Raw genomic sequence first — 20,381 nt, forward strand, 5'->3', positions numbered from 1 at the left:
TAGTGGTTGAACGTTGTCCCACAACAGACGAGGGGTCAACTTCTCACCACGCAAATAACGGTTGATGCGGTCATGACTAATGCCATCAAGATGGTCAGCCAAGTTTGTCACTGGGTAGTTGATCGGGCTACTGATCAGGTATTGGCAGTAGTCGAGTTTAGTGAAGCTCATTGCTCCAGTCTAATATTGCTCCTGCGTAAGTCCTGAGGGTGTTCTTAGAATAACGCTATGATTTGCCCATAGCTTAGAGTTGATTTTCTTGTGCCTAAGTCAGGTTCTTTGTTTCCCATTGATGAAAACTACACTGCCTTTCTGCGATCGTTGAAGGAGCGAATACGTCAGGCACAAATTAAAGCAGCATTAGCTGTCAACAATGAACTAATCCTACTTTATTGGCAAATTGGTCGCGAGATATTGAATCGGCAGCAGCAGGAAGGGTGGGGAACAAAGGTCATTGAACGTCTAGCACAAGATTTGAAACGGGAGTTTCCTGATATAGGTGGATTTTCGTCCCGCAATCTCAAATACATGCGAGCGTTTGCTGAAGCATATCCCGATGAGCAAATTGTGCTACGCTACGCTGCACAAATTCCCTGGCGGCATAATCAGGCGCTACTAGATAAGTTGAAAAATCTTGAGCAGCGACTTTGGTATGCTCAGAAGTCGTTTGAGAATGGTTGGAGCCGCGACATTCTGGTAACGCAAATTGAAACTAACTTATACATACGCCAGAGGGGAGCAATTACTAACTTTGAGCGCACTCTACCGGATCTAGACTCTGATCTAGCTCAGCAGTTAGTCAAAGATCCCTATAACTTTGATTTCCTGACTATTAGTGAAAATGTTAAAGAACGGGACTTGGAACGAGCTTTAGTAGAGCGCATCCGAGACTTTTTATTGGAGTTAGGTATTGGCTTTGCTTTTGTGGGTAGCCAGTACCGTTTGGAGGTGGAGGGTGACGAATACTTCCTTGATCTGCTTTTCTATCATCTAAAGCTGCATTGCTACATTGTGATTGAGCTGAAGGTGACAGAGTTTAGGCCAGAGTATTCCGGCAAAATGAATTTTTATGTTTCAGCTGTCAATAACATTCTGCGTACAGAGGTGGATGGTCCAACAATAGGAATTATTCTATGTCGCTCTAAGAAAAAAACGACAGTTGAATTTGCTTTGGATACTGTACAAAACCCAATTGGTGTCTCCACTTATAAGTTGCGCGATCAACTGCCCCCTGCCTTACAGGATTGCTTGCCCACAGTTGAGCAGCTAGAGATGGAGCTAGAAGCGGCAGCTTCTGCCCTAGAGGAAGAGCAGAATTAATTTTTCAAAAGTATTTGTGACAGGTCGGCGTAAACTCGCTGTACACTAACCCTGTGTTGCAACAATTTGAATCGTGGCAAAGGTTATCTCATTTTTTAACCAAGCTGGGGGCACAGGCAAAACGACCTTGGCAATGAACTTGGGATATTCACTTTCCCAACAAGGACACCGTATTTTACTTGTGGATATGGACCCACAGTCCTCCTTGACTGTTTTCATGGGAGTGCAGCCTCATGAACTTGAGGACACTATTGCTCAAAGCATCCTGGATAGAAAACCGCTGCCTATTTTAAGCGGGGTTCATCAAATGGATCTAGTTCCAAGTAATTTGACGCTTAGTGCTGCTGATGTAAAGTTGGCAACGGCGATCGCTAAAGAGACCCGCCTCAAAAAAGCGCTCTCTCCGGTTGAGTCTGCCTATGATTTTGTCTTGATTGACTGCCCGCCAACGTTGGGCGTTCTCAGTATCCTCTCCCTGGTAGCATCGACTCATATCCTGATCCCAATGCAAACTCAATATAAGAGCTTCGTTGGTTTAGATCTGCTGCTAGGTACGATTAGTGAACTTCAGCAAGAAGGGGTTGCTGCAGACCTGAAAATTGCTGGAGTAATTCCCAATCTGCACGATCGCACAGCCCAAAGTAAAGAGATTTTAGAGGCGGTGACAGAGCAATTTGGTGGCGTTGCACCCGTTTTCCCGCCTATTCCACGCGCAATTGCATTTGCAGACGCTTCAATGCAGCACCTACCGCTAGGGCTATATGACCCTAAACACCCTGCTCTTACTGTCTTGACAACTATTACTCAAAGTTTGGAGTCCTTGTAGTGCCACCCCGTCGTAAGGCTGCATCTCAGCCCCAGCTTCGTAATGTTGCAGTCATTCTCAACCGAGAGAGTCCTGCTCAGTCCGCTCAACCTGCTCAGCCAATTTCACTTGAAAAGATTCATTTGCCTGCAAAGCAACCCCGTCGTTTCTTTGATGCAGACAAAATGGCTCAACTAGTAGCATCTGTGAAAGAGTTTGGCATTCTAGAGCCGCTTCTAGTTCGTCCATTGAAGAGTGGTGAGTATGAACTGGTCGCAGGGGAACGGCGGCTACGGGCAGCTCGTGAGCTAGGCCTAACTGAAGTGCCCATTTTGGTACATGATTTGGATGAGCGGCAAGCGCTTCAAGTGACTTTGATAGAGAATCTTCAGCGAGAAGATTTAAATCCGATTGAGGAAACAGAAGCAGTCTTAGACTTGCTCGCGATCGCTCTTGAAGTAGATAGGGATGAAGTAGTATCTATCTTGCATCAATCGTATAACGCTAAACAGCGTGGTCAGGAGTTGAATCAGAACGTTCTGATTCAAATTGGGAAGATTGAATCATTACTCTCAGAGATAGGTCGCTTCAACGCCGGAACTTTTCGCTCTAGCCGGCTTCCGCTTTTGAACCTTCCTGATAATGTTCTGTCTGCCTTACGGAACGGGGAGATCGAGTACACCAAAGGTCAAGCGATCGCCCGAGTTAAAAATGAAGCTCAGCGAGCTGAACTACTCAAGCAAGCAATTTCTGAGAACTTGCCTTTGAGTGAAATTAAAGCAAGGATTCAGGAGTTTAAGTCTCAGCCAGAACTAGCGCCAGAGAAGGTGATTGCTCAACGATGGAGTGAAATTGGTAAGCGGTTACAAAAGGGCAAGATCTGGAGCGATCGTAAGAAACGGGATCGAATTACGAAACTATTGAATGAATTGGACAAACTAACCGCAAGCGATGACTGAATAAGAGGTTATCGCTTGCGGTTGTCATACTTCAAAAGAGCCGCACGTAAGATGCAGTGCAACTTGAGCAACACGCATCGCTAGCCTGCCCTAGCTCAACATCAGTTTCAAAGCAGCTGCAATGGAGTGGATTGGCATTGTTAGTGAAGTTCTGTAAGCGCCATCTAACAGATAGATGGAAGCAGTGTGTTGGTTGTCCTAGGCCCAAAATGAGCCGAGCGACCGTTCGGCTTGTGAGCTTACCAGGCTGCTCGACTCGGTTTGTTTTTGGATGCTGTGATTCGCATCGCTGGAGCAGATCTGGACTCTTCGTACACACCCGATGAATTCACATTCACCAGCTCTGGCAATGAAGAGTGCTCACGCCGAACAGGCAACCCGAAAACCGAGGTAGTTGAGCCTGCTGTCCGCATCAAGCCAGTCGCGGTAAGCAGAGCGGCAGTGTTGCGGAAGGCCGTACCACGAACCGCCGCGCAGCACTCGACGATCGCTGTCTCCACCTTTTACCCAGGCACTCCCATCTACGGGCGCACCCTCGTAGTTTTCATGCCAGCGACCGGCACACCACTCCCACACATTCCCATGCATGTCATACAGCCCGAAAGCATTGGCAACTGCAAAATTTCCAACGGGAGTAGTTTCCTGACGACAAACCCCTTTTGGACCTCGATCATAGGAGCCTAACCATCCCATAGTTTGGTCGTCTTCACCGCGATAGTTTGCTAAATCAGTTGTAATCGTTTCGCCAAAGTGAAAGGGGGTTATGGTTCCGGCTCGACAAGCGTATTCCCATTCGGCTTCACTGGGTAGGCGGTATTGTCTGTTGGTGTGGCGGGAGAGGCGATCGCAAAACTCCACCGCGTCAAACCAGGTGATCTGCTCAACCGGACGGTTATCGCCCTTAAACTCAGAGGGGTCGGAGCTAAGTTCTTGATTCACCTGGGGTAGGGCAGCTACGGCTCGCCATTGCGCCTGAGTAACGGCATACTTCCCTAGAAAGAACTTTTGAATAGTGACCTGATGCTGGGGTTCTTCATTTTCCTTGCGTTCTAGTTCATCGGGTGGGGAGCCCATCATGAAATTGCCAGCCGGGATGAGCACCATATCTAAGGTGACTCCTTTGCCCAGATCCTCAACAAAGTACTGAGCTTTTTCGCGGCGACGGTTAATCACCAGTATGGCAGTGGGTTCTTGGGATGCTTCCGGAAGCTTTGCGCTCATCGAGGTGACTCAAAGGTGAGGGAGTTAAAAATGTGTTGTCTTGGGTGCCAGGTATCACCATGTTTGAGGTGAGCAGACCAGCTTTGAACTGATTGAGTTACATCCTCAAAGCTGGTTAGCCCTTGCCGATAGCTCTGCTGTAGCCGTCGCAAACGGCATCTTGCTCGCTTGAGATTGTGAGAGCGTGCCCGAATGTGGTCAGGAAAGACCCGAAAGCCCACAAAGTTTGCACCTAACCGAGTGGCAAAGAGTTGGCTCTTAATCGGATGAATTTTGAGTCGAAGCGTAGCTAGATAGTTTTCGATCGCTAGGCGAGCTTCTGCTAGGAATGTGCGATCGTCCGAAAACAGGCTGAAGTCATCGACATAACGCACATAGCGAGATACTTTGAGCTGTTCTTTAACGAAGTGGTCAAAGCTACTTAAGTAAATGTTGGCAAAGCACTGACTGGTCAAATTACCAATGGGTAAACCTTTTCGCCGTTCAATCGGCGTTACGAGTGTATCTCCTGGAAAATATGCGATCGCTGGCTCTTGCTCGTTGCTGCCGTCGATAATTGTGTCAATTAACCAGAGGGTTCCTGGACATTTGATTTTGCGGCGGAGCAACCCTTTGAGGATTTCGTGATCGATATTGGGGAAGTATTTGCGAATATCACATTGCAAGATATAACGACTGGAGCGGGCGAACTGGGTAAAGCGCTTTAAGGCTCGATGCGTGCCAAAGCCCAACCGATTAGCGTGGGAATCGTGGATAAAGGTGCGCTCGAAGATCGGCGTAATGATGTTGCACAGGGCGTGGTGTACGACACGATCGCGGTAGGGTGCAGCGGAGGTCATTCGAGGTTTGGGTTCTCTAATCCGAAAGGTTCGATATGCTCCTGGCTGATAGGTCTGGCTTTGCAGTTCTCGCTGAATTTTTTCTAGTTCTTGCTCCAAATTGTAGTTAAATCTCAATACATTGTCGCGAAAACGCTTTCCTCGTTGGGCTTGACGGGCTGCCAGCAGCAAATTCTCAAACGCAATAATTTGATTCCAAGGGTTGCCGTGGCGCTTCATGTGGTTCCCCGCCTCTGCCGTTGCTGATTGATCCAACCACCTAAATCTGTACCAATGGCGTTGATTTGTTTCCCAGCATACTCATAGCGATCGGTATTGATCAGGCTAAAATCAACCAGTAGCCGTGTTTGGTACCGTAAGATATCGAGTTCGGTATTGAGGACTTCTAGTTGCCTTAATTTGTTTTGGCTATACCGTGCCTGGATTAGCCCTTCCAATAAATCGTAAAGCTTAGAAATGAGACGGTCTCCCAGAGCAAATCGATGGTCACGAGGAAGGCGGTTCAGAATGGGAACGTACCATTTGATCAGGTCATAGGTCTTTGGAATAATGGGCAGTTCTTCCATAGCTGGGTTGACCCTCAAATCGCTAAAAAAATTTAAGCGCTTCGCGCCAAAGGAAGGAGCGTAAAGAGAAGCAGAGCAAAGGGTAAAAGAGGAAAAGGGTAAAGAGATATCAGAGTCCTCACGCCGAACAGGCAACCCGAAAACCGACGTAGTTGAGCCTGCTGAACGCGTGGACCCTGGCGCGGTAAGCAGAGCTGCAGAGTCGCGAATAGCCATCCCACGAACCGCCGCGCAGCAGTCGAAATTCGCTGTCTCCACCTTTCACCCAGGCACTCCCATCTACAGGCACACCCTTATAGCTCTCATGCCAGTGATCGGCACACCAGTCCCACACATTCCCATGCATGTCATACAGCCCGAAAGCGTTGGCAACCCCAAAACTGCCAACAGGGGTAGTTTCGTGTCGATAGATACCCTTGAGACCATCGCCATAGGTTAAGTTGTCGTGATAGTTAGCCAAATCGGTTGTGATCGTTTCGCCAAAGTGAAAGGGAGTTGTGGTTCCAGCTCGACAAGCATATTCCCACTCGGCTTCACTGGGCAGACGGTACTGCTTGCCAGTGTGCTGAGAGAGGCGATCGCAAAACTCTACAGCGGCATACCAGTTAATGGTTTCGACAGGCCGATCGTCCCCTTTGAATCGGGAAGGGTCAGGGTCAAGTTCGCGATTTACTTGAGGCATTGCGGCAACCGATCGCCATTGAGCCTGAGTCACTGGGTATTTGCTCAAGAAAAAGGAAGTAACCTCTACGATGTGTTGAGGGCTTTCTGAAGGCGATCGCTCTGGTTCATTCTCTGGCGACCCCATCAAAACGTTTCCTGCAGGAATCTGAACCATTTCCAGCGTGAAATCGTTGTCTAAATACTCAATAAACTGTTGCCCTTCTCGCTGTTGCCGTTGAGTGCATCGTTGCCAAAGCCATCGGTTTAGAGTATCTTCAAAGCTTTTCTTAGTAACCTTTTCACCCAAAATAGGGGATAGCAGTTGCCATAGCTCAGAAGCCTCAGTGCGTAGGTAATTAGAAGTGAAATGAGGTTCAGTTGCAATTTGCTGGTAAGTTTTGTTTTCTAACGTCCCCCGTAGGATGAGTTCTTGAACATAGTTCAAGTGCATTCCGATGTGATTCCAGAACTCTTCATTAATCGCCGCCAGTTTATCTTCCACACTCATTTCTGTAGGAAACGGTCTGGTCAGAGTTGCCAGGGTAAACAGAAACGGTTGTAGTGAAATGGATGGAGTGGAAGTTTCAAAGGCGATCGTAGCTACATCAAATTCAAACCATTGTAGAGGCGGGAGTTGTGCAGAAGGTTGGTCTCCAGTAAGAGTCGGATTGATTAAAATGGGCTGCTCTACCCGCAACTCCACCAGCTCAGGCACAATCTCATTTTCATCCTCAGAAAACCAGAGGATAACCTCAGCCATTGCATCCACTGATTGATTGTGAACTCTTTCCTTATAGGTAGGATGTTCATTGAACTCAGAAGGGTAGGCATCGAAGTCAAAATAGCTGAGTTCCGCTGCAAAACGAATTTTGACTTGTAATTCAAAAGATGCCTGATCCTCTGAAATTTCAGTAATTGTGCGTTCAAGAATTGCAGCTGAAATTTCCTCACCCTCAGCCAGCTTTATCTCTTCAGGGTAGGGTTCTGTTGTTATTTCTTTGGGGCGAAGACCTGGAAAATGCACCTCAAGTCGATGCCTTTGTTGAGTAAATTCATCAAGAATTTCCCATTGAAAATAGTCTAGATGTTGTTCTAAAGCGGCATAAACTGTTGCTTCATCTAAATATTGTTCCTCTTGCTTATTTGATGCCTCTCGCCGCTCGAGTTCCTCTGCTAAAGCGGCATAATTTCCACCCCAACGTCGCAACACCTGCCCCGTTACCTGAGCAAATGGGAAAACTTCCGCAGCAGCGTTTTCTCCCCAAGGCAAATCTGGAATTAGAAATGCCTCGAAATACCTTAAGGAGCCACCAAATCGCCGCTCAATATCGGCACCAACTCGTTTCTGTACCTCTGCTGGTAACTGCTTAAACACTACCTCTGCGATTTCTTCACCAACTGCCTGCGCTTCAGAAATGGGAATGGTTCCCAGCAGCACATCTCGAACGCCGTTTACAAAGTCATACTGCTGCTTAATTTTGCGGTTTCTAGGTTGCTTTGAGTCTATGGATACTGGTCGCAGCAACCCACTCAAAAAAATCTCTGCCAAAGATAGGGCGGCGGTCTCTTGGCAGCGGTCTGCAGTTTGCGGTACCCAGTTCTTCTGAATCAGGCGGATCACTGACCAGTTGACTGGCAGCACTGCCATCCTATCTACCAGTTCCTGGGCTGAATCTGAAGCGGTTTTGCGAAACTGCTGTACCAACTGTTTTGCCGTCAGAGGATCAGACTTCGCACTTCCCGCATTATCCGTTTGAAATGCCTGTGGGTCAAGAACAACTCCAATGGTTTGTTGCTCACAAATTGCAGCGATCGCCCGTGCCCACTCTGCCAACGATTCTGGCTGAATGGTTACTACCGGAAACTTCAGTCCTCTTGGTAAGCGTCGCCGCCGTCTTGGTGAGAGTCCTTCAATCAACCAATCCCGGCTCAATGCTCCTGGCAATCGCGATCGTAATGCTACTGGATAACTTGTTTTCAACGCACTGCGTTCCCAATAGTGCTCGGGGAGCAGTTGCACAATCGTCACTGGGTTTTCGCGTGACCACAGTTCCAAAAGTTTGGGAATTTTACCGGATCGCCATGCCCTGGAGGTGCAATCGCTCACGAGCAAAACGAGCCGTCGTCCACTGACATCGAGCAACTCTTTTGGGTTACGAGCACTGCCCTTTAATCCTGCTACTGTTTGTAGAAAGAGTTGGGGGTCGCCATCGGCAGTGAGTTTTAGCTGCCAGGTTCGTACATCCCGAAATGCTCCATGCCGCTTCATCAACTGCTGGAACTCTAAGATCGTGTCCTGCCACACATCCAGCAGATTGGTCACTTCAATCACAATCGCTAATTCTAACCATCGCTCTGGCTCTGGCTTCTCCACTGGACGCCAAGTTTGCGCCTCGGCACTAGCAATCACAGTTGCCTCTTCATCAAACACCTGTCGCAGTTTGGATGGTACTTTTCGCTTCAGGGGACGCAGCGCTCGGGCAATTTGCTGCCGATTTCGCAAAGCGACTGTTTCCGGGACGCTGACAGGCAGTGCTGCTCCTGCCACTCGGGCTTCAGTTTCTTGCTTGTTCTCTTCGGTTGGTCTGCGTGGCTCTGCTACAACCGCTGCTGTAGGAGATTTTTCTCGTTCCTCCGATGGCGTAACTGGAGGTAAAGGTGGCTCTGGTGCATCTAGTTTGCCGGGGGATAAAGTTGAGCGGCGAGACCGTTCCCTATCGGCAGCGATTTCACCTCTTTGCAAGGCCAGCCAAAGAATTTCTGCCAGTTCAACTGGACTCAGATCAATTTTCGCTCGTTCCTTTAAAAGCGTTTTGAGTTCGGCGATCGGGTTTGACGGTTCAGAGGGCAACGTCATATTTCCTCTGGGCTGCTCAAATCTTTCAGTAACCGCTTTTCTAGCTCAGTTAATGTCAGCGTCATAGCCTCATCTGGGCGTGCCTTGGTCTTTTTGTTTGATTCTGGGCGGGTCCTTTCCTGCGTTCGTAGATGAATTACATTCAGTAGCTGATCATTGGCTAGGGTTCCTCCTGCCTCAATCTGGTCACAAAACCATTGAATTAACTGTTTCGATTGTTCTGCGGCAGCTTCGCCTAAGTGTTTTTCAACAATCTCCTGAAGTTCCTTCGGACTGGGATTTGGCATTTTCAGTCGCAAACACCGACGTAGAAAGGGGGGCGGAAAATCGCGTTCGCCATTACTGGTCATAATTACCAGTGGAAACGCCCGACAGCGAACAACCCCACTCAAGACAGGGGCTTTGCGTTGCTTACCGTCCTTGTCTCGGTCAATGGTGCGAACCTCTGCTTTCGACAGTTCTAGCCGTTGCAACTCTGGAATCGGAAACTCCCCATCCTCAAAGAGATTCAGCAAATCATTAGGAAGGTCAATATCGCTTTTGTCAATCTCATCAATCAGCAACACCCTGGGCAGATCGGCAGGTAAAAAGGCCGTTCCCAATGGACCTAAGGTGATGTAGTTGCCTGTTTCCTTGCGATTATCTTCCCCACTGGCTTGAGCATCTTGCAAGCGGGCGATCGCGTCGTAGCTATACAACCCATCCTTAAGCGTTGTTCGCGTCGTAATCGCCCATTTCAAGACCTTTCCCAGTCCCATCTCCCGCGCCACTGCATAGGCCAGGGAAGATTTACCCGTCCCCGGATTGCCTGTGATCAACAAAGGGCGTCGCAAGGCTAGAGCTGCATTAACCATTTCTACAGCTACATCAGGTGGCTTAAAGTTTTCTCCCTTCAATTGCTGCTGCTTTGCTGCACCCTCTGCATCATCCCGGAACTGCCGCCAGCTTGGAGCAGGTGGCAACTCAATGGGTTTACTGGGGGTCTTCCCATTTCCCTTATAAAGGTTCCAGTTCGATGGGTCGGATGTTAGCATGGCTAGGCACTTTGGTAATCGATGGTGGGGAATGGGCGATACGGGTTATCGAATAGAAGGCAGAGACATGCAGCCTCTAGCCTAGCAACCTCACAGTCGTGAGATAAAGCCCTTTGCCGATGTTCTGCTAAAGATGTTGATAATTCTGCGATTGTACACGTTGACAAAGACTGCATCTTTTTCTTGGTCGTTGGCTGACGTATCCACATGGCGATCGGTGTACCCTGGCTCAGTAACTCATCCCAAAGGTTTTCCCGCTGCTGTGGGTTGTCATGTTCTACAAATCTACAGCCAACCACCTTTGAGCTTTTCCAGTTAATTCTTGTCTTGCCTATTATCGGATCTATGTGAACCAGAGCCTTGGAACACTGTGACTGCTGTATAGTGAGCAGGCGATTCCAGTACTTTTTCCAGTCTCCTGATGCCAACTGATAATCTGATGAAAAATGGCGATCGGAGGAACGCACAATTACTGCTTTGCAGCGTCTTCCACTATATTCCTGCTGCTTTCTTCCAATCTGAAACTGCCAGTGTTCCACAGGCAAACTCATGAGTTCAATAGGTAGAAAACACTGAATGATCAGTTCGGTTAAAGGAACACCGTGTTCATTTCCACAAGTAGTGATTAGTTCATTCAGAATATGCGGTAAATCATCCTGAGAATAGCCGGGAGCATATTTGGGGTCAGGTGGGACAGATATCGGGATTGGCTTTGAAACCAATTCAAGTTCAGGTCGGAAAGGACTCGAATCCGCAACAAGTGCAGCACTGACTAGATACCCCAAGAATGGGTCATTCAGAGCACGGGGTTTCACCTTCACCATTAAACAAATTTCTGCTGTTTCTATTTGCTCTGCAATTTGCTCCTGAACAGATAACCCCTGCGTTTTTGCCCATGATTCTAAAGGTTCCCGTTGTTCATTTTCTAAAGATGGCTCTTGAATCAAAAGACTAACAAAATGCAAAAGTGGTTCAGGTTCATTTGGGTCTCCCGGAATCTCTCTCAGTTGTCGCACTAAAGTCCCCAAGGTTTCGGGCACCGGACGAAGGCGACCTGCTGATAAGCAAGCTCTATAGGCTTTGGTAACTGTCTCAAAATCGATAGGAGCTAGAAGATCAATTAACGCTTGTAAAGTCTTAGGTACAGCAGTAGCTAATTCGTTCGCCTCAAGTTCCTGAATTTCTTTTTGAAGCTGATTGCACTCTAGTCCTACTCTCTCAAGGTTTTTGAGAATTGTGTCTAGTTGCCGTTCTAACTTGTTAATCTCTTGCGCATTCGTGGTGTGGTTACGTTGCCTAGCAACATCTTCATAGTCTTTCTGTAATTTCTCGAAAAAATTCTCTAACTCTTTCAGCTTAATTTTTTTACATTTGATCTCGTATGGTTCGCTCACACTACTTTCCCAATCCATCAAGCTCTATAGCTACCTTGTCCATGTCTTCAGCGATCGCCTCAAGTTGTCGGTTCAGTTTGTTCCGATCAGCCGCATTGGTTGTGTAATCTCGCTGTTTAGCCAGTGCTTCATAGTCCGCTGTTAAACTATCCAGTCGTTGTTGCAAACTCTTTTCTTTAATCTGCTGCACCCGGCTCAAAGCACTTGGAAATGATTTTGGCTCTGTTATCGCTGGCTGATTGTATGTTGATTCTTTACCTACACCTATTTCTGGGAAGGCTGGTTTTTGTGGGGGTCTACCACTAGGTCTTAAACCATCCAACAATGTTTGTTTTGCTTCTAGTTCCGACTTTCCAACCAAATCTGTGTAAACAATAGGACGCAACATCCCCTCCGGTTTACACTCCTTCACCCGCACTGGAATTAGTTTACGCTCAAGAGATTGCGGGTCATTGGCAAATGCTGCTGCCCATTCCGGCTGTGTATAGGAGGACTTGAGATAGGACTCGGAGAGAACCGCGATCGTCTTCTGGCTCTCAGCCGCTGCCCGCTGCATATCCAACACAAAATTTCCACCGGGTCGAAAATCCCAAGCTTGAATCACTACCGAATAACCAGCCTCTTCCAACGTCCAGGCAATCCACTCTGCCCACTGCTTATCTGCCCGGTTATAACTAACAAAGAAATCCTTCATTGTCTGGTTCTCCAAGTCCGGTTTAGGAGCATCTGGCAGTTGAACAGACTGTCCTAATTCTTCCCAGGCTCTCGTCAAAACTGACGTTGGAATCATGAACGCAGTTTTGGTTTCATCCCGTTTCTTGTCGGCGGCGACTGCCATTCCGACAACTCCCTCAATCTGTTCATCCCAAATCGGAGCACCACTAAACCCGGGTTGAACCGGATGCCCCTGAGCCTTAATGTCCTCAATTTGTACCCAACCACTTGCTAAGCGATCGCGAATGACACCGGAAGCCCAAATACCATCATCTCTTCGGGTAGGAAACCCAAAAATCTGGAAGGCATGTGCCCATAGTTCACTTGAGGAAACCAATCGGACAGGTTGGCAACCATTTGGAGGTGGCTCCTCTAAAACTAATCCCGCAATATCTTCACCTTCCTCCGCAGAGTTCAATGGCTGCAATTGAACGGGGCACCAGAAAGTTACCTTTGCCTTAACCTTTTGCCCTGGCGCAGTCAGTGGAAAATCAAAGTCAATCCAATCAGTTGGTGCTTCTTGAGTTGTGGTAGGAAGCCCTAATGCTGCTGTAATCACATGGGCACAGGTTAGTAATTGACGGTCTGCCACCAGGAAACCTGCTCCCACCACAGCACCACTTTTGTTATAGACTCGGGCGATCGCAGACTTGAATGCCTGTCGATAATTATTCTCGACCATGAGCCTAACTGGATTTCTCCTCTTTCCACTTAAGCGTGATCTCAAAGTTGACGTCCCCACTGATTGAGGTGAAAATGGCTCCTGCTTCGGCAGTTAACTTCAGCCCAAATTTCACTTCCACTTCATCAGCAGGCGTCGTCATCCCTCGCCTCAATCGAGTAACTAGTACAGAAGCTACAGGCTTCACCGCATCGATCGCCTCTTCAAAGGTTTGCCTTGCCTGAAGTACCATCTGCCCTGTGTTAATGGCAACCCGTTCAACTGCAACAGCTTCTGGCTCTTCAACTTCAACCAGAAACTTTGTGCCGTCCTCTAGAGAAAACTGGGCAACTTCCTTATCCATCAACCTATTGGCTCCTGATTTTTAGCTCTCCCTCGTTGCCGCAATCGACGGATGAAGGAGCGGATTACCTGACGCTTACTCTCCTGACGCGCCAAGCAATAGTCTTCCAAAACCCTATACTCACTCTCTGGCAGTTCCACCGTTAGGCGCTTAATTGGTTCTGTAGAAATCTTTCTAAACATGGATAATACATGGACCTCATGCATCGCAATTACCTTAGCACCCCCACTCTGCAAAGGATAGAGGTAACTACAAGAATTATTCTTCCTTTAGTTTTTTGACTAACATGGTGCCCAATCTGGTTAGGACAACGATCCATGCGAAGTAGACCCAAACGACGAAGCTTCAAACACCGGTTCCGTTGCCTTAACCTTTTCGGACTTCCCCTTGCCCTTACCCAAATTGAGGCTTCTAGGCTCGCATACGTTCGTGGTCTGCATTCCACTGAGTTTATTACTAACTACCAGTGTGAACAGAGTCAGAGACTCTTTTACGTGGGGACAGCGGGATAGATTCCACTGGGAGAGATGGCTCTCTACTCACTTGGGAAGATTGGCTTAATTCTCTAACACTCGACTTGCTACATCGCACCGCTACCTTTGGGCCTATTAGCTAGTAAAAAACTTTGGTCACAAGAAGTTCCCACTGCCAAATCTAGCTACACCAAGACTTCAAAGGCATTGTTAGTTAAACTTGTTCTGATGCCAGAGATATTCAAATTGCCTACTGTCGCTCGTATCCGGAGCGGGAGGTTCTGAAAAAGCTCAGTTTTTCTCCTTAGAGTCGATCGCAAGTGGTAATTTTTCATTGCATTGAAAATAGCAGCGATCGCTGGGTGGATCAGGTAAACTACTCTTCAAGTTACGTAAAAACGGGAGGAATCAGTGATTGTAGGAATGCGAAACGTGTCGTCACAGAAAAGGAGGTAAAGATGTCTCATGAAGCCTAAAAACCAAAAACCCCAACTGCGCTAACAGAAGGGGTTCGAAGGTTTTTTATTATCAGTTCGGAATAGAGGGGACTCTAACTTGTGTGCTTGCTCGGCCCGCAGTTAAGTCACCCACATCGCCATGCGTCTATATTACGGTCATTTGGCAAAAAGTGACAAGACCTTTTGAACCGTTTTTACCAAGGCAAATGGCTCTCTATTCCTCTTGACACCAGGGATGGAGCGCATCGAAGAAAAACGAGGAATTTTTTGGTTGTCTAAGCCAGTCTTAGAGAAAACTTAGCTGTTCTCAATCTGCGGATCGCTCTCTCCCTGTCCAGCCGTTATTTCGGGACAGAGAGACCATGCATAGCTACTGTGACGATCACCTGCATCAGCAGCGTGACCAGTCGTACTTACTCACTTTGCACCCTCTGTCCCCTTGCCCCCACCGGACTAGAGAGTTGCATCATGCCACGAAAACAAACCCCTGCCTGTGGAAGTCAGGCGATCGCCCCAAAGCCCGCTCGTCAGCGTTTATCAGAACCCCTGCCCCGCGACCCATTAGGCCAGCGCTTGTGCCAGCTCTTCCCCTACCCCTGGCAAGCGATCGTCGCACCTACCCCCGCAGAGGCTAGCCAAAAACCCGCTTGGCAGACACTCACCCAATACCCGCTCAAGCCCCGTAGTCTCTGGACCTACTGGCAGGATGCCGCTCAGCTCGTCGGCGTCCGCTTTGGCCCTACTACCATTTACGGCCTCATCGACCTGGATGCCTTCAGCCTGCATCATCCCACCCGCGATCGCCAAGCTCTCACCACCCTCCGAGCCGCTCTCGCCAGCATCGGCATTCACCAAACCGTTTTGCTGCGCTCCAGTTGGAACGGTGGCCTTCACCTCTACATCCCCCTACCCGAAGCCGTCCCCACCTTTGGTCTCGCCGTTGCCCTGAAGCACTGCCTAGAAGCTCACCACCTACCCCTGCAAGCAGGCCAACTCGAAGTCTTCCCCAACGTCAAGCGCTACACCAAAGCCGGAGAGTATAGCGAATACAATGCCCATCGCCTACCTCTACAACCCAGCAGTGGCTCTGTCCTCCTCAGCGATCGCCTGCAACCCTTGCCCAGCGATTTGCCCTCCTTCTTTCAGCAGTGGGATCAAGCTGTCGCAGCTCAGAATTTAGAGCAACTGCATGAAGCGATCGCTGTCGCCAAGAAGCAGCATCAGTACCGCTTCTACAACCGTCGCAGCAACATCGCCCTCTGGCAGCAAGAACTGGAAATTGAAATGAAGCAAGGGTGGACAGGACCCGGACAAACAAACCACCTGCTCAAAACCATCGGCTGCTACGGCGTCGTCTTTCAATCCCTCTCTGGTGCCGCGCTCTCTCATTACATTGAACACACTGCCATCCACAGCCTTGGCTACCGAGAGTGGTGCCAACACCAGCACGAAATTAGCCGTCGCGCTCAAGAATGGGCTACAGCCGTAGAAAACTATTACTGGCCGCTCGGCACCTCTCCCAAACGCGATCGCACCCTTGCTCGAGGCACTGCTGCCAACAACATCGTCAACTTCAACCAGAAGCGAGCCGAAGATGCCCAGACGCGGATCAAGCAAGCTGTCTTGGAACTGAACCAACAAGGGCAACTACCTGATCGTCCCACCGCACGAGCCGAAGCGATCGCCTCAATGGCACAGTGCAGCCACAGTACCTTGCAGAAGTACAAAGAGCTGTGGCATCCCGAATGGTATGTAATAGAGCCACTAGAAACAGTTGCAGCCGCATCACGGCCTCCAGCAACGGAACCAACCAAAGCGCTAGAAGAGGCTCCCACAGAGGAATTACACACCTTTACCTATATGAAGGGTGGGGGCCATGACGCTGCTTCGGAAAAACAAATAAACTCTACTGGGGAGGGTCCAGGGAGGGGGGAAATGAGTTTTCCACAGCCTTCGATTCTCGCTTCAGCGATCGCCCTGGACGATCTCAGTGATGTGATTGTGGGAACCCAGATTCAAGTCAGGCGATTGGGATGGACTGTAGAGCAAACCCACCAGTTTATTGCCGATCATTTCCAAGGGAAGCGCCGAAGTCAGCTGACGGATGATGAGCTACTGTGCTTGCTATATCGCCTCACAACGTACCCCTTTAGCGATCGCCCCTAGCAAGAGAGGTGTACATTCTCGAACTAAACGCCGCAATTTATCAGCCGTTTTCGCTTAAAAATAATCAGGCGAAAAATATATACGGTAAGGGTTACAAAAGCTTTTCTCTGGTATGGCGACATTTGAATTAATTCGCATATTATGCGATGCAAAATCAGATTCGCGAATTAAACGTCGCTTTTAACCAATGTTTTCTTTGCAAATTGTGTGTCGTTTTCTTGTGCCAAAGTCACCTTTCTCTTCCCTCTAGACAGCGGCTGGAAAAGGTTAGGCGTCTCTGCTCTCAATGACTCTTAAATCTTATGCAGCAATGTATAGCAACCCCGAGAAAAGGACAGTAAATTTCTACCATTCCAATCAATACGGCATTCTCCTATGGATGAGAGCCAAGTCAAATTTTTAGAGCTTGATTCAGTGGCTTTTGATGAAGTGCGGTTGAGCGATCGCACCTTTGATACTGACCCGTCCAAAATCCTGATCGAATCATCCGATCCGCAGAAGTTGCGCTTTGGTCTGATTGAGTGGCTAGCTGGGGCACCTAACCGTCAAGTCAAAGCTGAACGGAAACAAGCGATCGCCCAAACTCTGGAAATATCAACTCGCCAGGTTGAGCGGTTGCTCAATCAATACACCGAGGACAGGTTACGGGAGACGGCAGGGATCGAGCGTTCTGACAAGGGACAGCATCGAATCCATGAGTACTGGCAAGACTACATCCGCAAAGTTTACGAGCAAAGTCTTAAGGATAAACATCCTCTCAAGCCTGCTGATGTGGTACGCGAGGTACAGCGCCATGCGGTGATTGATCTACGGCATGAAGAAGGGGACTGGCCTCATCCTGCAACGATTTACCGAATTTTGAAGCCCTTAGTCGAGCAGCAGAAACGAAAAAAGAAAATTCGCAATCCGGGGTCGGGTTCATGGCTAGTTGTGGAAACCCGAGATGGAAAATCACTCAAAGCCGATTTCAGCAATCAGATTCTCCAGTGCGATCACACCAAGCTCGATATTCGGATTGTGGACAAAGATGGCAAACTCCTGAACTGGAGACCTTGGCTCACCACAGTGGTTGACACTTTCTCAAGTTGCTTGGTTGGTTACCATCTCTGGCATAAACAGCCTGGGGCTCATGAAGTCGCTCTCACCCTTAGACATGCCATATTGCCCAAGCAGTATCCACCGAATTATGAATTGGAGAAACCTTGGGAGATTTATGGAGCACCACTACAGTACTTCTTTACCGACGGCGGTAAGGATTTGAGTAAATCCAAGCTCATTCAAACAGTGGGTAAGAAAATAGGATTTCAATGCGAACTGCGCGATCGCCCGATTCAAGGGGGCATCGTTGAGCGGCTTTTTAACACCATTAATACTCAGGTTCTCCAACCGTTTCCCGGCTACATCTCCCAAGAGGAGGGTGGAGCAGAACGGGCAGAAAAGGAAGCCTGTCTCACCTTCGAGGATATCGACAAATTTTTAGCGGGTTACTTCTGCGACGACTACAACCATCAGCCCTACCCTAAAAGCCCAGGTGATACGCGCTTTGAGCGATGGTTTAGGGGAATGGGAAAGAAGCTGCCTGAACCTCTCAATGAACGTGACCTGGACATCTGCTTGATGAAAGAGGAACAACGGGTGCTTCAGGCGCATGGGTCTGTTTACTTTGCCAACCTGACCTACCGCTGCGAAGAATTGCGATCGCGACCAGGTGAATATGTCACGCTGGCTTATGACCCTGACCACATTTTGACCCTGTACATCTACAGCCAAGCCACAGGAGAAGCAGGTGAGTTTATTGGCTATGCTCACGCGATCAACCTGGATACTCAAGATTTGAGCCTAGATGAGCTGAAGCAATTGAACAAAGCCCGGAGTCATGCTAAGCGTAACCATTCAAATTATGATGCGCTCGTAGCACTGAACAAGCGCCAGAAACTCGTAGGAAAGCGGCAGCAAGAGCAGAAGGAACGGCAGCGCTCAGAGCAGAGAAAACTGCGTGGAAAGAGCCAGCAGCACTCGAACGTGGTGAAACTGCGCCAAGAGCGAGCAGGCAAAGCTGCTAGCAGTTCCGAATCGATCGAACTGCTGCCAGAAAGGGTTGCGCCCGAATCAATGAAGCCTCAGTCCCCTGTACTTCCTCCACAGACACTTGAGGTTGCGGCTTCTGCACCTCAGCCTGAGGAACGGCATCGACTGGTTGTGACCAAGAAGCAGGTACTGAAGAGGACTTGGTAGGACATGGCACAATCAGAGCTAGCGATTCAGGCTCCAGTAGAAGTTTTAGCGCCTCAACTCGACCTCTGCGATGTCCTGGCCACAACGGCGGCGATCGAGGAACTATTCAAAACAGCGTTTATTCCCACCGATCGGGCTTCGCAATATTTCAGATGGCTAGATGAACTGCGATTGTTGAAGCAGTGTGGTCGAGTGATTGGCCCCAGAGAAGTTGGCAAAAGCCGATCGTCCGCACATTATCAAGAAGTGGATCGAAAACGGGTTTCATGCGTCAAAGCGTGGTCCAACTCAAGCTTTAAACGGTTGTTTTCCCAAATCCTCAGGGACATCAACCATGCAGCACCAATGGGAAAACGGCAGGACTTACGCTCTCGATTAGCTGGATGTTTGGAGCCCTTTGGCATTGAACTTTGGTTGCTTGAGTCCAAGAGCTTACTAGCGGCGGGTAAGGCGGAACGTTATGCAGCCTGAGTTATTAGCAAAGACATCTATGATTAGTTAGAACAATTGCTGAAGTTACAACGAGTGATTCAGGTTTCCAATATTTTGGATATGGTGTGAAGCCCGACTAGCTACTGAGAATAAGGAGCAGGTGCCATCAATGATTAGAAAGGAAGAGGCAATCGCGCAGCCAGAAGCAATTTTTAATGCCGCATCTGATTACTTTGACGCTCCAGCATTATCTTTTTGGAATCGCTTTGGACAACAAACTATTGATCGGCTCTCGCTTCGTTCCGGCGATCACGTTTTAGATGTTTGTTGTGGGACTGGTGCTTCTGCAATTCCAGCAGCAGTAAGTGTGGGTTCTACGGGACAGGTGCTGGGGATAGATCTGGCTGAATCTTTGCTTGAACTGGCACGTAACAAGTCACGGCAGCAAGGTCTTGAGAATATCGAGTTTCGATATGGGGATTTTGAGAATCTAGGGTTACCCAACGAAAGTTTTGACGCGATTGTTTGTGTTTTCGGGATTTTCTTTGTTCCAGACATGCTCGCAGCAGTTCGAGAACTTTGGCGGATGGTTCGTCCTGGCGGGAAACTAGCCATTACCTCCTGGGGAGAGAAGGTGTTTGAACCTGCTAATCAAAATTTCTGGGGTGCGATTGAGGCTGAGCGCCCAGATCTGTGTAGGAAATTTACGCCGTGGGAGCGGATCTGCGATCCTGCCTCACTACAATCACTACTAGAAGCAGGCGGCGCAACCCATGTAGAGATTTTCGCTGAAGTCGGCACTCATGAACTGGTTACTCCAGAAGATTGGTGGACGATGGTTTTGGGGGGTGGACTCAGAGGTACGATCGACCAACTTGATCCGGCAGCAAGGGAGCGTGTCCGACAAGCGAATCTGCATTTCCTTCGGACTAATGAAGTTCATTCACTTGAGGTTAATGTCTTGTATGCAGTAGCCCAGAAATAACTCCAAAGAAATTAGGTAATCGGTATTTTTAGATGGGTCCTGTCGTCGGTTGCATAACATTGCGCTGAACTGGAACGGAGCGTGAATTATCTGTGAGCCCCAGAGCATCGCCGTCCGATTAGCTTCAACGTTAACAACTAGCAACAATGCCGAAAATGAGTGAATTCGGCATTGTTTGGATTGCGATCGCTTGAGCTCCCAATGGTTTGAGGCGTACTACAAGAAGCACGCCGGT

16 protein-coding genes are annotated in these 20,381 nt (G+C 48.6%); 7 read left to right on the forward strand and 9 right to left on the reverse strand.

Going from position 1 to position 20,381, the window contains the following annotated elements:
- Positions 1-261: 261 nt before the first annotated feature.
- The 3 genes from H6F72_RS25780 (at position 262) to H6F72_RS25790 (ending at position 3,084) form a co-directional block, all read left to right on the forward strand.
- Positions 262-1,320, forward strand: coding sequence for a PDDEXK nuclease domain-containing protein (locus tag H6F72_RS25780; protein WP_190442278.1), 1,059 nt, complete (start codon positions 262-264; stop codon positions 1,318-1,320).
- 73 nt (positions 1,321-1,393) lie between these two features.
- Positions 1,394-2,146, forward strand: a complete 753-nt coding sequence (locus H6F72_RS25785) for an AAA family ATPase (protein WP_190442281.1) — start codon at positions 1,394-1,396, stop codon at positions 2,144-2,146.
- Positions 2,146-3,084 carry a ParB/RepB/Spo0J family partition protein gene (locus H6F72_RS25790; RefSeq protein WP_190442282.1) on the forward strand — a complete coding sequence of 313 codons (939 nt, stop codon included), beginning with the start codon at positions 2,146-2,148 and terminating at the stop codon, positions 3,082-3,084. The genes H6F72_RS25785 and H6F72_RS25790 overlap by 1 nt, the downstream gene beginning before the upstream one ends.
- 360 nt (positions 3,085-3,444) lie before the next feature.
- On the opposite strand, the gene H6F72_RS25795 is transcribed toward H6F72_RS25790, so the two are convergent.
- The 9 genes from H6F72_RS25795 to H6F72_RS25840 form a co-directional block, all read right to left on the reverse strand.
- On the reverse strand, positions 3,445-4,305 hold the full coding sequence (locus H6F72_RS25795) for a formylglycine-generating enzyme family protein (protein WP_190442284.1): 861 nt from the start codon (positions 4,303-4,305) through the stop codon (positions 3,445-3,447).
- On the reverse strand, positions 4,302-5,399 hold the full coding sequence (locus tag H6F72_RS25800; RefSeq protein ID WP_242017137.1) for an RNA-directed DNA polymerase: 1,098 nt from the start codon (positions 5,397-5,399) through the stop codon (positions 4,302-4,304). The genes H6F72_RS25795 and H6F72_RS25800 overlap by 4 nt, the downstream gene beginning before the upstream one ends.
- Entirely contained in the window at positions 5,360-5,710 is a 351-nt protein-coding gene (gene avd, locus H6F72_RS25805) for a diversity-generating retroelement protein Avd (protein ID WP_190442286.1), read from the reverse strand. The genes H6F72_RS25800 and avd overlap by 40 nt, the downstream gene beginning before the upstream one ends.
- A gap of 118 nt (positions 5,711-5,828) precedes the next feature.
- Positions 5,829-9,230, reverse strand: coding sequence for a formylglycine-generating enzyme family protein (locus H6F72_RS30500; RefSeq protein ID WP_242017138.1), 3,402 nt, complete (start codon positions 9,228-9,230; stop codon positions 5,829-5,831).
- On the reverse strand, positions 9,227-10,264 hold the full coding sequence (locus tag H6F72_RS25815) for a MoxR family ATPase (RefSeq protein ID WP_190442289.1): 1,038 nt from the start codon (positions 10,262-10,264) through the stop codon (positions 9,227-9,229). Before H6F72_RS25815 ends, H6F72_RS30500 begins: the two co-directional genes overlap by 4 nt.
- A gap of 2 nt (positions 10,265-10,266) precedes the next feature.
- Entirely contained in the window at positions 10,267-11,676 is a 1,410-nt protein-coding gene (locus tag H6F72_RS25820) for a hypothetical protein (protein ID WP_242017141.1), read from the reverse strand.
- Positions 11,660-13,054, reverse strand: a complete 1,395-nt coding sequence (locus H6F72_RS29815; RefSeq protein ID WP_199299316.1) for a TIR domain-containing protein — start codon at positions 13,052-13,054, stop codon at positions 11,660-11,662. Before H6F72_RS29815 ends, H6F72_RS25820 begins: the two co-directional genes overlap by 17 nt.
- A gap of 4 nt (positions 13,055-13,058) precedes the next feature.
- Positions 13,059-13,397 carry a CU044_2847 family protein gene (locus H6F72_RS25835; RefSeq protein WP_190442291.1) on the reverse strand — a complete coding sequence of 113 codons (339 nt, stop codon included), beginning with the start codon at positions 13,395-13,397 and terminating at the stop codon, positions 13,059-13,061.
- Positions 13,397-13,579, reverse strand: coding sequence for a hypothetical protein (locus H6F72_RS25840; RefSeq protein WP_199299317.1), 183 nt, complete (start codon positions 13,577-13,579; stop codon positions 13,397-13,399). Before H6F72_RS25840 ends, H6F72_RS25835 begins: the two co-directional genes overlap by 1 nt.
- Positions 13,580-14,796: 1,217 nt before the next feature.
- On the opposite strand from H6F72_RS25840, the gene H6F72_RS25845 reads away from it, so the two are divergent.
- From H6F72_RS25845 to H6F72_RS25860, 4 genes are all read left to right on the forward strand, one after another.
- The gene (locus H6F72_RS25845; protein ID WP_190442295.1) at positions 14,797-16,494 is read left to right on the forward strand and encodes a hypothetical protein; all 1,698 of its coding nucleotides are present in this window, start codon (positions 14,797-14,799) and stop codon (positions 16,492-16,494) included.
- Between the two features lie 375 nt (positions 16,495-16,869).
- A complete protein-coding gene (locus H6F72_RS25850; protein ID WP_190442297.1) occupies positions 16,870-18,729 on the forward strand; it encodes a Mu transposase C-terminal domain-containing protein in 1,860 nt (619 codons plus the stop codon).
- Positions 18,730-18,732: 3 nt separating this feature from the next.
- Entirely contained in the window at positions 18,733-19,200 is a 468-nt protein-coding gene (locus tag H6F72_RS25855) for a hypothetical protein (protein ID WP_190442299.1), read from the forward strand.
- 130 nt (positions 19,201-19,330) lie between these two features.
- Positions 19,331-20,146, forward strand: a complete 816-nt coding sequence (locus tag H6F72_RS25860) for a class I SAM-dependent methyltransferase (protein ID WP_190442301.1) — start codon at positions 19,331-19,333, stop codon at positions 20,144-20,146.
- Positions 20,147-20,381: the final 235 nt, after the last annotated feature.

The organism is Trichocoleus sp. FACHB-46 (assembly GCF_014695385.1).
Classification (GTDB): domain Bacteria; phylum Cyanobacteriota; class Cyanobacteriia; order FACHB-46; family FACHB-46; genus Trichocoleus.

Bases quoted from the DNA above. Each gene is read 5' to 3' on its own strand.
- H6F72_RS29815 (WP_199299316.1), bottom strand. From the start codon at position 13,054: ATGGTCGAGAATAATTATCGACAGGCATTCAAGTCTGCGATCGCCCGA.
- H6F72_RS25820 (WP_242017141.1), bottom strand. From the start codon at position 11,676: ATGGATTGGGAAAGTAGTGTGAGCGAACCATACGAGATCAAATGTAAA.
- H6F72_RS25855 (WP_190442299.1), top strand. From the start codon at position 18,733: ATGGCACAATCAGAGCTAGCGATTCAGGCTCCAGTAGAAGTTTTAGCG.
- H6F72_RS25835 (WP_190442291.1), bottom strand. From the start codon at position 13,397: ATGGATAAGGAAGTTGCCCAGTTTTCTCTAGAGGACGGCACAAAGTTT.
- H6F72_RS25840 (WP_199299317.1), bottom strand. From the start codon at position 13,579: ATGTTTAGAAAGATTTCTACAGAACCAATTAAGCGCCTAACGGTGGAA.
- H6F72_RS25815 (WP_190442289.1), bottom strand. From the start codon at position 10,264: ATGCTAACATCCGACCCATCGAACTGGAACCTTTATAAGGGAAATGGG.
- H6F72_RS25850 (WP_190442297.1), top strand. From the start codon at position 16,870: ATGGATGAGAGCCAAGTCAAATTTTTAGAGCTTGATTCAGTGGCTTTT.
- H6F72_RS25795 (WP_190442284.1), bottom strand. From the start codon at position 4,305: ATGAGCGCAAAGCTTCCGGAAGCATCCCAAGAACCCACTGCCATACTG.
- H6F72_RS30500 (WP_242017138.1), bottom strand. From the start codon at position 9,230: ATGACGTTGCCCTCTGAACCGTCAAACCCGATCGCCGAACTCAAAACG.
- H6F72_RS25845 (WP_190442295.1), top strand. From the start codon at position 14,797: ATGCCACGAAAACAAACCCCTGCCTGTGGAAGTCAGGCGATCGCCCCA.
- H6F72_RS25860 (WP_190442301.1), top strand. From the start codon at position 19,331: ATGATTAGAAAGGAAGAGGCAATCGCGCAGCCAGAAGCAATTTTTAAT.
- avd (WP_190442286.1), bottom strand. From the start codon at position 5,710: ATGGAAGAACTGCCCATTATTCCAAAGACCTATGACCTGATCAAATGG.